This window comes from Nocardioides sp., assembly GCF_036401255.1.
Taxonomy (GTDB): Bacteria; Actinomycetota; Actinomycetes; order Propionibacteriales; family Nocardioidaceae; genus Nocardioides.
The window spans coordinates 1-12,824 of record NZ_DASWVI010000200.1 but is presented as its reverse complement, the minus strand read 5'-3'; the positions used below and the strand labels follow the sequence as shown (position 1 = coordinate 12,824).

The window sequence follows — 12,824 nt, the reverse complement described above, 5'->3', positions numbered from 1 at the left end:
ACGAGGTCGCTGCGGCCCCGCTGCCCGACCTCGACGCGCTCGAGCGCGAGCACCGCGACACCCTCGACGCCCTCGGCGCGGCCCGCGCGCGCGAGTCCGCCTGGGCGACCCGCGCCTCGCGGCTCACCCGCCTCGTGTCCGAGCTCGACGCCGCGCTGGCCGACTGGGGCCCGCTGCGCGAGGAGCTCGAGCTCACCGCCCGGATGTGCAGCTTCGTCGAGGGCAAGGCCGCCGACAACCGGTTGCAGATGCGGCTCTCGGCGTACGTCCTCGCCTACCGGCTCTCCCAGGTCGTCGCGGCCGCCAACGAGCGGCTCGGCCGGATGAGCGACCAGCGGTTCTCCCTGGAGCACACGGGACGTCGCGGCGCCGGTGAGACCCGCGGTGGACTGAGCCTGCTGGTGCGTGACGACTGGTCCGGCGAGGCCCGCGACCCGGCGACGTTGTCGGGCGGCGAGACGTTCGTGGTCTCGCTCGCCCTCGCGCTCGGGCTCGCCGACGTGGTGACTCAGGAGGCCGGCGGCGCCGAGCTCGACACGCTGTTCGTCGACGAGGGCTTCGGTGCGCTCGACGCCGACACGCTCGACGACGTGATGGACACCCTCGACTCGCTGCGCGACGGCGGCCGCGTCGTCGGCGTGGTCAGCCACGTCGCGGAGATGCGCGACCGGATCCCGACCCGGCTGGTCGTGTCGAAGTCCCGGCGGGGGTCGACGCTGGCGATCAGTCCAGCGACCACGAGGTGACGTCGAGGCCCCAGTCCCCGGCCAACCGCTGGGCCTGCGGCCGATACAGCACCTGGAGCATCTCGCGGGTGCCCTCGGGCCAGTCCCAGGGAGCCTTGCTGGTCGTCGCCGACGGACGCTCGCTGTGCTCGAGCGCGACGGGCTCGAGACCCATCGCCCGCCAGACACCGTCGACCGCTGCCTGGGCGGCGGTGCGCGCCTGCTCGTAGACCATCACGTGCAGCCGGTCCCGGCCGACGAAGTGCGCCCACGCATCGAGCTGGTCGGCGTACATCCCGGCCCACGCCTGCAGCTGCTGCGGCACCGGGTACGGGTAGGACCGTCCCCGGAACGCGGCCAGCCGCATCGCCGAGCGGTAGCGCTCGACGGGGTCGCGCAGCAGCACGACGATCGGGCCCTCCGGCATCGTGCGGGCGACGACGGACGCCATCGACGGGTGCCGCAGATAGCTCGGGGAGAACTCGCCGCGGCGGATGCCGTCGTCGGGGAACAGGTCGAAGTACTCCGCCTCGGGGATCAGCCCGTCCGCCAGCCGGTGGAAGAGCTGCTGCTCCTTCACGTCGTTGGTGCCGAGGTCGACCTGGGGGTGCTGGCACAGCAGCGCGGTGAACCACGTGGTGCCGCTGCGCTGCGCGCCGATGCCGAGCCAGGAAGGAGCGCCCATGGCTGCGGACCCTATCGCAGCCGCAGGCCCCTGCCGGACGTCGGGTACGTTGCCGTCATGGCTGTCCCCGGCGTCGACCCGTCCTTCAGCGCGCTCCCCTACCGCAGCCTGGGTGAGGCCGCGCTCGGCCGGGCGCAGGAGCTCGGCGCCAGCCATGCCGACTTCCGCTTCGAGCGGGTCCGCTACCAGACCCTCGGGGTCCGCGACGGGGTGCTCCAGGGCGCCAACGACACCGAGGACCTCGGCTTCGCGGTGCGCGTCCTGCACCGCGGCGCCTGGGGATTCGCGTCCGGTGTCGTGCTCACGACGGAGGAGGCGGTCCGCGTCGCCGAGACCGCGGTCGCGGTCGCCCGACTGGCCGCCGAGATGACCAGCCGCCCCGTCGAGCTGGCCGACGAGCCGGTGCATGCCGACGTCGAGTGGGTCTCGGCGTACGCCGTGAACCCGCTCGACGTGCCGGTGCGCGACAAGGCCGAGGTGCTGATCGACTGGACCGACCGGCTGCGCGCGCACCCCGCCGTCGACCACGCCGCGGCGCACCTGCTGCAGGTCCAGGAGAACAAGTACTACGCGGATCTGGCCGGCACCCGCACCACCCAGCAGCGGGTCCGGCTGCACCCCGGCTTCGAGGCGATGGGTGCCGCGGGCGAGGTGTTCGACTCGATGGCGAGCATCGCCCCGCCCGTGGGCCGCGGGTGGGAGTACCTGGACCAGGGAGCCGGCGGCCCCGACAGCTGGGACTGGGACGCCGAACTGGCCGAGGTTCCCGAGCTGCTGGCCGAGAAGCTCGCGGCACCGAGCGTCGATCCGGGCCGCTACGACCTGGTGATCCATCCGTCGAACCTGTGGCTGACAATCCACGAGTCGATCGGCCACGCGACGGAGCTCGACCGGGCGCTCGGCTACGAGGCCAACTACGCCGGGACGTCGTTCGCGACGCCCGACCAGCTCGGCACGCTGCGGTACGGGTCTCCGGTCATGAACGTGACCGGTGACCGCACCGAGCCGCACGGGCTCGCGACGATCGGCTACGACGACGAAGGGGTGCAGACCCAGCGGTGGGACATCGTCGAGGACGGTGTCCTGGTCGGCTACCAGCTCGACCGGGCGATGGGCCGGATGTACCCGGACCTCGCCGGGCCCGACTTCCCGGGTGGCCGCTCCAACGGCTGCGCGTACGCCGACTCCCCCGGCCACATCCCCATCCAGCGGATGGCCAACGTCTCGCTGCAGCCGGCGCCCGACGGGCCGTCGACCGAGGACCTGATCCGCCGCGTCGAGCGCGGGCTCTACATCGTGGGTGACAAGTCGTGGAGCATCGACATGCAGCGGTTCAACTTCCAGTTCACCGGGCAACGGTTCTTCCGGATCGTCGACGGCGAGCTGGCCGGCCAGGTGCGCGACGCGGCCTACCAGGCCACGACGACCGACTTCTGGGGCTCGATGGAGGCGGTCGGCGGCCCGCAGACCTATGTGCTGGGGGGCGCCTTCAACTGCGGCAAGGCCCAACCCGGCCAGGTCGCGAGCGTCAGTCACGGCTGTCCCACCGCGCTGTTCCGCGACGTCCGCATCCTCAACACCACCGACGAGGCCGGCCACTGATGAGCACTCCCGTCTCCCCCCAGTCCTTCGTCGACCAGGCGGTCGCGGCCTCGGTCGCCGACGACTGCGTCGTGATCGTCAACGACAAGACCAGTGCCAACCTGCGCTGGGCCAACAACACCCTCACCACCAACGGCGTCATGCAGGGCGTCGAGGTCACGGTCATCTCCTTCGTCCGGTCGGCCGACGGGGTGGCGACGGGCTCGATGACCGGGAGCGCCACCACCCAGGCCGGGGTGACGGCGCTGGTGGAGGCCGCGGACGCCGCGGCCCGTGCGGCTGCACCGGCCGAGGACGCCAACGACCTGGTGCGCGACGCGGTCAGTCCGGACTGGGACGAGCCGCCCGTGCCAACGGACGTGCACGTCTACGACGCGGTCGCTCCGGCGCTCGGCGAGGCGTTCGGCCGGGCCGGCGCCGAGGGCCGGGTGCTGTACGGGTTCGTCAACCACGAGTCGACGACGACCTACCTCGGCTCGACGACCGGGCTGCGGCTGCGGCACGTGCAGCCGACCGGGCACGTCGGCTGCACCGCGAAGTCGGCCGACCTGACCCGGAGCGCCTGGGTCGGCGCCGCCACCCGCGACTTCAGTGACGTCGACCCGCTCGCGATCGACGCCGAGCTCGCGCGCCGGCTGGGCTGGGCCGAGCGCCAGGTGGACCTCCCGGCCGGTCGCTACGACACGATCCTGCCGCCGACCGCGGTCGCCGACCTGATGATCGACGCCTACTGGTACGCCGGGGCGCGCACCGCGTTCGAGGGCCAGTCGGTCTACAGCCGGCGTGGTGGTGGCACCCGGATCGGCGAGCCGCTGGCCAAGCCGGGGGTTAACCTCTTCTCGGACCCGGCGTACTCCGGCCTGGAGTGCGAGCCGTTCGCCGTGGCCGCGAGCTCGAGCAACGAGACGTCGGTCTTCGACAACGGGCTGCCGCTCGAGCGCACCGACTGGATCCGCGACGGCCGGCTGGCGGCCCTCCTCCAGACCCGGCACTCCGCCACGATGACCGGGCAGCCGGTGACGCCGGCGATCGACAACCTCGTGCTGTCCGTCGACGGCGGCTCCGGCTCGATCGAGGACCTGGTCGCCGGCACCGACCGCGGGCTGCTGCTGACCTGCCTGTGGTACATCCGCGAGGTCGACCCGCAGACGCTGCTGCTGACCGGCATCACCCGCGATGGCGTCTACCTCGTCGAGGGCGGCGAGATCACCGGAGCGGTCAACAACTTCCGGTTCAACGAGAGCCCGGTGGATCTGCTCAACCGGTTCACCCACGCCTCCGCGACCCTGCCGGCGTTCAGCCGGGAGTGGGGCGACGACTACTTCTCCCGCACCGCGATGCCGGCCCTGCGGGTGCCCGACTTCAACATGTCCAGCGTCTCGCAGGCGCGCTGAAGATCCGATGCAACCGGACCGCTCGGTCCGGCGTATCTCCTGTGTTCGACCCAGAACCAGACTCGACACACAGGAAGCAAGGCACACCCATGCGCAGCACCCCCGCCCTCACCGGCGCCGTCACCGGCGCTCTCGCCGTCGTCGCGACCTCGGGCCTGATCGGCCTGAGCACACCGGCGTCCGCCGCCGAGCCGACCACCACCCGCGAGCGCGGCATCGTCATCGAGTGCACCGGCACGATCAAGGACCGCCCGGTCTACGCGAGCCTCTACGAGAACGACACCGTGCGGAACACCATCCAGATCCTCGTCGGCGACGACGGCCACCAGGTCGGTGGCAGCCGCGACACCGACCAGGACTTCCGCACCGGCCGCAAGGTCCGCGGCACCCTCGCGGTCGGAGGCAGCCGGGCGGTCATCGCGGGGACGGCCCGCAAGGTCGGCGACCGCATCGCCGTGCACGAGGAGCACGACGACGCCGGCCAGCACATCACCATCGACGGCTTCCACCGCCGACTGAAGACCGACCTGACCCTGACCTGGAAGGGCGCGAGCGCAGGCCTCACGTGCGCCCCGGCCTTCCGCTACGACCTCCGGGTCACCAAGGAGTCCGCGGTCGACTGACCGCGGCGCAGCAGCGGCACTAACGGCCCGGAGCGCCCCCGGGGATGGGGGCCTCCGGGTCGTAGGGCGTGCGCGTGTACACGAACGTCGCGGCCTCCAGATGTCCCACGGAGCCGTCGGGTCGGCGCACGACGTGGAGCTCCTCGCCGGCGTGGTAGCCGGTGCGCCCGACGACTCGGCCGTCGCGCACGACGAACCGGTAGGCCTCGACGCCGTTGCGCAGACCCACGAGCTCCTCGCCCTCCATCGCGAACACCACCGGCGTGTTGCCCCAGTGCCACACGCCGGGTACGCCGGCCAGCTCGGCCGGCACGCTCTCGGTCGGGCGCCACGGCTCGGCGAGGGTCGGCTCGCACCGCTCGAGCTCCTCGAGCAGCCCGATCACGCACTCGGCCGGCGAGAACCCGGTCGTCGCGTTCGCGAGCACCACGCCGCCGGTGCGGCGGCGCCGGTCCACGAGCACCGTCGCGAGGAACCCGGGCATCGAGCCGGTGTGCCCGGCCAGCGTGCCGGACCCGCCCGCGAACAGTTGGAACCCGAGGCCGTGTGCGGACCGCAGCCCGTCCTCGGGGCTGCCCGACTGGGGAGCGAATGCCCGCGCCAGCGCATCGGCCGAGAGCACGTCCGGATGCCCCTGACCGAGGAACGCGGCGTACGTCGCGAGGTCGGTGATCGTCGCCCACAGCTGGCCCGCCGGCGCCATCGCCCCGTTGTCGGTGGCCGGCTCGTCGAGCAGTGTCCCGTCGTAGGGGTGCACCGACCGGCCCTGGGCGGCCGCACCCTCGGGGAGGTACGCCGTGCGCGTCATGCCCAGCGGCTCCAGCACACGCGCGCGAACCGCTTCCCACCAGGTGGTGCCGAGCACGCGTGCCGCCACTTCGCCGAGGACCGCGTAGCCCAGGTTCGAGTAGTGGAACCGCTCGTGCGCGCCGAACGCCGCACCTGTGCCGTCGTTGGCGGCCATCAGGTCGACGAACGATCCGCCCGGCGTCCGCTCCCACCACGAACCGGCCGGCTCGGACTGCAGACCCGCGTCGTGCGCGAGCAGCGTGCGCAGGCTCTGGTCGGCGTACGGATGACCGGCGAGCTCGGTGAGCACCGCCGACGCCGGGTCGTCCAGAGCGACGCGGCGGTCGCGCTCGAGCTGCAGCACGAGCACCGCGGTCATCGTCTTGGTGATCGATCCGATCCGGTACTGCACGTCGAGCGGGTCGTGGCCGGTCACGGCCGGACCGCCGTACGAGCCGAACCACACCGGCTCGCCGTCGCGCACCAGCCCGGCCACCACCGACGGGAGCCGCCCTCGAGACTGCGCCCGGGCCAGGACGGCGAGCAGGCGGCGGGACGTGGAGGGGGCGACCGGGTCCTTCGTCACTCCGCGAATGCTTCCAGAGGCGGGCAGGCGCACACCAGGTGCCGGTCGCCGTACGCCTGGTCGATGCGCGCCACCGGCGGCCAGTACTTGTCCGGATCGATCCCGGTCGGGAAGACCGCCAGCTCGCGCGAGTACGCGCGGTCCCACTCGCCGACCAGCGCCCGCGACGTGTGCGGCGCACCACGCAGCGGCGACTCCTCCGGGGTCCACTCCCCCGCCGCGACCCGGTCGATCTCGCCCTTGATCGCGATCATCGCGTCGATGAACCGGTCGAGCTCGCCCAGGTCCTCGGACTCCGTGGGCTCGACCATCAGCGTGCCAGCGACCGGGAACGACATCGTCGGGGCGTGGAAGCCATAGTCGATCAGCCGCTTGGCGACGTCGTCGACGCTGACGCCGGTGTCCTTGGTCAGGCCACGCAGGTCGAGGATGCACTCGTGGGCCACCAGCCCGCCGTGGCCGCGGTAGAGCACCGGGTAGTGCTCACCGAGCCGGGCGGCGACGTAGTTGGCCGACAGCACCGCCGCGGCGGTCGCGCGGGTCAGGCCCGCGGCGCCCATCAGCCGGATGTAGGCCCACGAGATCGGCAGGATGCCCGCCGAGCCGTACGGCGCCGAGCTCACCGGCCCGATCCCCGAGCGCCTGGCCTCCTCGGGATGCATCGGGTGGGAGGGCAGGTACGGCGCGAGGTGGGCACGCACCGCGACCGGACCGACACCGGGCCCGCCGCCGCCGTGCGGGATGCAGAACGTCTTGTGCAGGTTCAGGTGGGACACGTCGCCGCCGAACTCGCCTGGCTTGGCGTAGCCCAGCAGTGCGTTCAGGTTCGCCCCGTCGACGTACACCTGACCGCCGTGCGCGTGCACGATCTCGCACAGCTCCGTGATCGTCTCCTCGTACGCGCCGTGGGTGGACGGGTAGGTCACCATGATCGCGGCGAGGTCGTCGGCGTGCGCGGCGCACTGGGCGCGCAGGTCCGCGAGATCGACCTCGCCGCCGGGACCGGACTTCACGACCACGACCCGCATCCCGGACAGCACGGCGGAGGCGGCGTTGGTGCCGTGTGCGGACGACGGGATCAGGCAGACGTTGCGACCCTCACCGCCGTTGGCCCGGTGGTAGGCGCGGATCGCGAGCAGCCCGGCGAGCTCTCCCTGCGACCCGGCGTTGGGCTGGATCGACACCGAGTCGTAGCCGGTCACCTCGGCGAGCCAGGTCTCGAGCTGGGTGACAAGCTGCCGGTAGCCCGAGGCGTCCTCGGCGGGCGCGAACGGGTGCAGGTCGGCGAAGCCGGGCAGCGAGATCGGCTCCATCTCGGTGGTCGCGTTGAGCGTCATGGTGCACGAGCCCAGCGGGATCATCCCGCGGTCGAGCGCGTAGTCGCGGGCCGAGAGCCGGCGCAGGTAGCGCAGCATCGCGGTCTCGCTGTGGTAGCTGGAGAAGACCTCGTGGGTGAGGTACGCCGTGGTGCGCCGCAGCGACTCGGGCAGCGCGTCGCCGGTCGTCGCGTCGAGGGCCTCGAGGTCGACGCCGCCGCCGGCGGAGTCGGTCGAGACCCCGAACGCCTTGAGCACGCTGGTCAGCGTCGACCGCGTCGTGCACTCCGAGGTGCTGAGGCCGACGTGGTCGGCGTCGACCAGCCGCAGCTGCACACCCAGCGCCCGGGCCGCGGCCACCACGTCGGCGGCGCGGCCGGGAGCCCGCACCGTCAGCGTGTCGAAGAAGTCCTCGTGGACGACCGGGAAGCCGCCCTGCCCCAGGGCCGCCGCGAGCACCGCGGCGTAGCGGTGCGTGCGGGCAGCGATCGAGCGCAGCCCGTCCGGGCCGTGGTAGACGGCGTACATCGAGGCCACCACGGCCAGCAGCACCTGCGCGGTGCAGATGTTGGAGGTCGCCTTGTCGCGGCGGATGTGCTGCTCACGGGTCTGCAGCGCGAGCCGGTACGCCGGGCGGCCTTCGGCGTCGACGGACACCCCGACCAGCCGACCGGGCAGGTGCCGCTCGAGGCCGGCGGCGACCGCCATGTAGCCCGCGTGCGGGCCGCCGTAGAACAGCGGGACGCCGAAGCGCTGGCTCGAGCCGACCACGACGTCCGCGCCGAGCGTCCCGGGGGCCTCCAGGACCGTGAGGGCGAGCAGGTCGGCGGCGACCACGGCGAGGGCGTCGTGCTCGTGGGCCTGCTCGATCACGCGCCGCGGGTCGAGCACGCGCCCGGACGCGCCGGGGTACTGCACGAGCACACCGGAGAGGCCGGACTCCAAGACGGCCGCGGGCAGGCCGTCGGCGAGGTCGGCGACCACGACGTCGATGCCGAGGCCCTGGGCGCGGGTGCGGACGACCTCGATCGTCTGGGGCAGCGCGTCGGCGTCCACGACGAACGGGCCCTGCGCGGACCGCTTCGCCCGGCGTACCAGCGTCATCGCCTCGGCTGCGGCGGTCCCCTCGTCCAGCAGCGACGCGTTGGCGGTCGGCAGGCCGGACAGGTCGCCGATCACCGTCTGGAAGTTCAGCAGCGCCTCGAGACGGCCCTGGGAGATCTCCGGCTGGTACGGCGTGTAGGCGGTGTACCAGCTCGGGTCCTCGAGCACGTTGCGGCGGATCACCGGCGGCGTCGTGGTCGCGTGGTAGCCCAGGCCGATCATCGCCTCGCCGGGGCGGTTGGCCGCGGCGATCGCGCGCAGCTCGCGGGCGGTGGCCTCCTCGCTGATCGGCGCGGGCAGGTCGAGCTGGTCGGCCGAGCGAATGCCGCCGGGCACGGCGGCCGCCATCAGGGCGTCCAGGGAGTCGAACCCGAGCCGGTCGAGCATCACGGCCACGTCCTCCGGACGCAGGCCGATGTGGCGGTCGGCGAACGGGACGGCGTCGTCGAGCTCGGTGAGCGGGCGGTGGTCTGACATCGGGGCTCCTCGAAGGCGATCGGGTGCCTCCCCCTCTGTCACACCGCCGGGTGGCGCTCCAGAGTGCCTGACCCGCGCGGTCCTGAAGCCTGAGAGGTTCCGGGGAGGAATTGCCCCTTCGGCGCCCCGGCGGTCGTGCTGGTGCCGGGGACTCTCCCGCGCGGGAGTGTCAGCCCTCCCAATCTACCGCGACGCCCCCGGAACGCCTCGAAATGGCGTCGACCCGCCCGAAGTTTCCGGGCGGGTCGAGGTGACAGTGGGTGGGTCAGCCGGTCTTGCGGGCCGCGCGGCGGGCGGCGAGCTCGTCGCCCGGCGTCGGCTCGGCATCGGACTCCGCGGTGCGCTCGCTGGGCAGCTCGGCCAGCGTGCCCTCGATCTCCTGCCAGACGCCGCCGATGGCGATGCCGAACACGCCCTGGCCACCCTGCAGCAGGTCGATGATCTCGTCGTTGCTGGTGCACTCGTAGACCGAGACACCGTCGCTCATCAGGGTCACGCGAGTCAGGTCATCGGTGCCGCGGGCTCGCAGGTGCTGGACCGCAGTGCGGATCTGCTGAAGCGAGATGCCGGCGTCGAGGAGTCGCTTGACGACCTTGAGCAGCAAGATGTCCTGGAAGGAGTAGAGCCGCTGCGAGCCGGAGCCCTTGGCGCCGCGCACCGTGGGCTCGATCAGCCCGGTGCGTGCCCAGTAGTCGAGCTGGCGATAGGTGATCCCGGCCGCGTTGCAGGCCGTCGGACCGCGGTATCCCGTGTCACTGGGCAGCGGCGAGACGTCGTCGGTGAAGAGCAGTCCCTGCTCCTCCGCGGCGTGGGCGGCGAGGGCGGCCTCGGCCTGCTCCGACTGCTGCTCGTTCTCGTTCACACGGTCCTCCGTGGGCTACTCCGTTGTGCGTAACTGCCGGGGGGAAGGTGCCGCGCGGACCGGTCGAGCCGGGGCACCACACGGTGGAAGTTACAACAGAGACACTTCAAGGTAGGCCCCCGCCGCAGACCCGTCAAAGAAGCCCGCGGCGTGTCGCAACACTCAAGCTCTACCTGAGGATGATGGTTCGGCGTCGCCGGCGGCTGCTGGCGGTTGCGGTTTGGTCACCAACGACATCTCTTCGGGCCGCATGGTCGTCGTTGGTGACCAAACCGCAGCACCTCGCGCGGCGTGATCGGGCGGGTCGAGGACCCGGCGGGGAGGTCCGATCCGCCTGGGTCGCGCCCCGGGCCGCGGACTCGGCCCCTTGCCGTTTGGTCACCAACGACATCAGCTCGCGAGATGTCGTTGCGGTTGGTGACCAAACGACACCATCCGGACAGCCGGCAGCGGCACCGCCGGGCCCCGGGCAACCTCGACCGACCCCGAGGGCGGCCCGCAACTGGGTCGTCTCGACCGCCACGACCGAGCGCCAGCCCTCCAGTGGGCCTGCCGTTTGGTCACCAACGACAGCATTTCCCGCCGAGTCCATGCGGTTGGTGACCAAACGACAGAAGATTCCGGCACCCGGACGCGCACCGAAACGGCACTGGAACGGCACCGCGACTGCGCCTTCGAACGACGCCCTCGAACGACGCGCTCGAACGACGCGCTGGAACAGCCGGGGGGAGAAGAGGCGCTCAGGGCTCGGTGGGGGCGTCGAAGTCCTCGGGGGTGACCTGGTCGAGGAACTCGCGGAACTTCTCCACCTCGTCCTCCTGCTCGGCGGGGACGGCGAGGCCGGCCTCGTCGAGGACCTCCTCGGCGCACACGATGCGGGTGCCGGTGCGCAGCGCCAGGGCGATGGAGTCCGAGGGCCGGGCGCTCACCTCGGCCCCGGAGCCGAAGACCAGGGTCGCGAAGAAGACACCGTCCTTGACGTCGGTGATCTGCACCTCGGTGAGCTCGTTGCCGGTGGCCTCGAGCACGTCCTTCATCAGGTCGTGCGTCAGCGGCCGTGGCGGGACCACGCCCTGCTGGGCGAAGGCGATCGCCGTCGCCTCCACGGCTCCGATCCAGATGGGGAGGTAGCGCTCGCCCGACACCTCGCGCAGCAGCACGATCGGCTGGTTCGAGGGCATCTCCACCCTGACTCCCATGACATCGACTTCGCGCACCACTCCACAGTACCCCCGGCCGGTCGGGCCATCGGCGCCTCAGGTGGCGCGGAGGCCGGTCTTGACCAGCGTCGCGTGCAGACGCACGGAGAGGGCGGCGATCTCGCTGACGGTGTCCTCGGCCCGGGCCTTCGCGGCGGCGTCGCGGCCCCGCTTCTGCGTGGCGACGGCCTGCTCGACGAGACCGACCTCGCGGTCGGCGGCGGTCTTGAACGCCCGCAGGTGGCGCGGCTCGAAACCGAAGTCGGCCAGCTCGCGCGCGGTCTGGGCGATCACGAGGGCGTCGGTGTCGTAGTGGCCGGTGCCCGTGCGCGGCGCCACGAGGCCGAACTGTTCGAGCTGCTCGAGCAGCTCCTCGGTGATGCCGGCGATCTTGACCAGCTCGCGCCGCGAGAGCCGCACGTTGTCGCGTCGGCTGAACGACGCCGGGCTCGGCAGCCCGTCGGCGGCCAGCGCGACCGTGGGCACGGTCGGTACGACGGGGTCGATGGGCGGCGGCTCGAGGCCACGGTCGATGGCGTCGAGGTGCTCGCCGATCACCTTCAGCGGCAGGTAGTGGTCGCGCTGCATCCGCAGCACATAGCGCAACCGCTCGACGTCGTCGTGGGAGAACTTCCGGTAGCCGGCCGGGGTCCGCTCGGGCTTGATCAGTCCCTTGTCCTCGAGGAACCGGATCTTGGGGATGGTGATGCCCGGGAAGTCCGGACGCAGCTGGTCGAGCACCTGCCCAATGTTCATCCGGGCCCGCGCGCTCGACGACGCGCCCGATGCCCCCGAGACCGCGGACACCTCCGGCGTCACCTGCTCGAGTGCCCGGAGAAGAACACCAGGCGGTACTTGCCGATCTGCACCTCGTCACCGTCGGTCAGCTGGACCCGGTCGATCCGGTCGCGGTTGACGTAGGTGCCGTTGAGGCTGCCGACGTCGCTCACCGTGAACGACTCGCCGGCCCGGTGGAACTCGGCATGCCGGCGGGAGACGGTGACGTCGTCCAGGAAGATCTCGCTGTCGGGATGCCGGCCGGCGTTGACGACGTCGGCGTCCAGCAGGAACCGGCTGCCGGCCCCCGGGCCGCGCTGCACCACCAGCAGCGCATGGCCGGCCGGGAGCGCGTCCACGGCGGCCGCGTCGACGGCGTTGAGCTGGCGGTCGGAGGTCTCGACCTTGTCCGCGCCGAGCCCGATCGCGATCGTCGCGGTCGACTCCCCCGACGGCTCGTTGGTCGCAGCAGGGGCCGCGGGCGCGGCCGTCACCAGGCGGGTGCCGCACTGGGAGCAGAAGCGCGCGTCGTCGGGGTTCTGCGTGCCACACGCTGTGCAGAACGGCATCGGTCTGTCCTTCGGTCGGGCGGCAAACCCTCAGGGCCGGGTTGAGGTTGACGGTTGGTCCGAACCTATCAGCCCGACCCGGCCGATCAAGACCGATCAGAGCCGCTCAGGACCGG

11 protein-coding genes and 1 riboswitch are annotated in these 12,824 nt (G+C 72.2%); of the genes, 4 read left to right on the top strand and 7 right to left on the bottom strand.

What is annotated here, in order from left to right:
* A partial coding sequence (locus tag VGD85_RS09540; RefSeq protein ID WP_331063218.1) for an SbcC/MukB-like Walker B domain-containing protein occupies positions 1 to 746 on the top strand: 746 nt, incomplete at its 5' end.
* On the opposite strand, the gene VGD85_RS09535 is transcribed toward VGD85_RS09540, so the two are convergent.
* Positions 724 to 1,410 (bottom strand): sulfotransferase, encoded by a 687-nt coding sequence (locus VGD85_RS09535; protein ID WP_331063217.1) that lies wholly within the window; start codon positions 1,408 to 1,410, stop codon positions 724 to 726. The genes VGD85_RS09540 and VGD85_RS09535 overlap by 23 nt on opposite strands.
* A 57-nt stretch (positions 1,411 to 1,467) precedes the next feature.
* On the opposite strand from VGD85_RS09535, the gene VGD85_RS09530 reads away from it, so the two are divergent.
* The 3 genes from VGD85_RS09530 to VGD85_RS09520 all read left to right on the top strand — a co-directional run bounded on the left by VGD85_RS09530 (position 1,468) and on the right by VGD85_RS09520 (position 5,029).
* Positions 1,468 to 3,012, top strand: a complete 1,545-nt coding sequence (locus VGD85_RS09530) for a TldD/PmbA family protein (RefSeq protein ID WP_331063216.1) — start codon at positions 1,468 to 1,470, stop codon at positions 3,010 to 3,012.
* On the top strand, positions 3,012 to 4,406 hold the full coding sequence (locus VGD85_RS09525) for a metallopeptidase TldD-related protein (RefSeq protein ID WP_331063215.1): 1,395 nt from the start codon (positions 3,012 to 3,014) through the stop codon (positions 4,404 to 4,406). Before VGD85_RS09530 ends, VGD85_RS09525 begins: the two co-directional genes overlap by 1 nt.
* A gap of 89 nt (positions 4,407 to 4,495) precedes the next feature.
* Positions 4,496 to 5,029 (top strand): hypothetical protein, encoded by a 534-nt coding sequence (locus VGD85_RS09520; RefSeq protein ID WP_331063214.1) that lies wholly within the window; start codon positions 4,496 to 4,498, stop codon positions 5,027 to 5,029.
* 19 nt (positions 5,030 to 5,048) lie between these two features.
* Here VGD85_RS09520 and VGD85_RS09515 read toward each other — a convergent pair whose 3' ends face one another.
* The 6 genes from VGD85_RS09515 to VGD85_RS09490 form a co-directional block, all read right to left on the bottom strand.
* The gene (locus VGD85_RS09515; RefSeq protein ID WP_331063213.1) at positions 5,049 to 6,404 is read right to left on the bottom strand and encodes a serine hydrolase domain-containing protein; all 1,356 of its coding nucleotides are present in this window, start codon (positions 6,402 to 6,404) and stop codon (positions 5,049 to 5,051) included.
* A complete protein-coding gene (gene gcvP / locus VGD85_RS09510) occupies positions 6,401 to 9,301 on the bottom strand; it encodes an aminomethyl-transferring glycine dehydrogenase (protein WP_331063212.1) in 2,901 nt (966 codons plus the stop codon). Before gcvP ends, VGD85_RS09515 begins: the two co-directional genes overlap by 4 nt.
* 67 nt (positions 9,302 to 9,368) lie before the next feature.
* Positions 9,369 to 9,470, bottom strand: a riboswitch (glycine riboswitch).
* Positions 9,471 to 9,566: 96 nt separating this feature from the next.
* On the bottom strand, positions 9,567 to 10,163 hold the full coding sequence (locus tag VGD85_RS09505) for a MerR family transcriptional regulator (protein WP_331063211.1): 597 nt from the start codon (positions 10,161 to 10,163) through the stop codon (positions 9,567 to 9,569).
* Between the two features lie 740 nt (positions 10,164 to 10,903).
* Positions 10,904 to 11,344, bottom strand: coding sequence for a bifunctional nuclease family protein (locus tag VGD85_RS09500; RefSeq protein ID WP_414690789.1), 441 nt, complete (start codon positions 11,342 to 11,344; stop codon positions 10,904 to 10,906).
* 75 nt (positions 11,345 to 11,419) lie between these two features.
* Positions 11,420 to 12,118, bottom strand: a complete 699-nt coding sequence (locus VGD85_RS09495; RefSeq protein WP_331063210.1) for a MerR family transcriptional regulator — start codon at positions 12,116 to 12,118, stop codon at positions 11,420 to 11,422.
* 59 nt (positions 12,119 to 12,177) lie between these two features.
* Positions 12,178 to 12,708, bottom strand: coding sequence for an FHA domain-containing protein (locus tag VGD85_RS09490; RefSeq protein WP_331063209.1), 531 nt, complete (start codon positions 12,706 to 12,708; stop codon positions 12,178 to 12,180).
* Between the last annotated feature and the right edge of the window lie 116 nt (positions 12,709 to 12,824).

Coding starts and splice junctions, on each gene's coding strand:
- VGD85_RS09520 (WP_331063214.1), top strand. CDS start 4,496: ATGCGCAGCACCCCCGCCCTCACCGGCGCCGTCACCGGCGCTCTCGCC.
- VGD85_RS09525 (WP_331063215.1), top strand. CDS start 3,012: ATGAGCACTCCCGTCTCCCCCCAGTCCTTCGTCGACCAGGCGGTCGCG.
- VGD85_RS09535 (WP_331063217.1), bottom strand. CDS start 1,410: ATGGGCGCTCCTTCCTGGCTCGGCATCGGCGCGCAGCGCAGCGGCACC.
- gcvP (WP_331063212.1), bottom strand. CDS start 9,301: ATGTCAGACCACCGCCCGCTCACCGAGCTCGACGACGCCGTCCCGTTC.
- VGD85_RS09495 (WP_331063210.1), bottom strand. CDS start 12,118: ATGAACATTGGGCAGGTGCTCGACCAGCTGCGTCCGGACTTCCCGGGC.
- VGD85_RS09530 (WP_331063216.1), top strand. CDS start 1,468: ATGGCTGTCCCCGGCGTCGACCCGTCCTTCAGCGCGCTCCCCTACCGC.
- VGD85_RS09500 (WP_414690789.1), bottom strand. CDS start 11,344: ATGCCCTCGAACCAGCCGATCGTGCTGCTGCGCGAGGTGTCGGGCGAG.
- VGD85_RS09490 (WP_331063209.1), bottom strand. CDS start 12,708: ATGCCGTTCTGCACAGCGTGTGGCACGCAGAACCCCGACGACGCGCGC.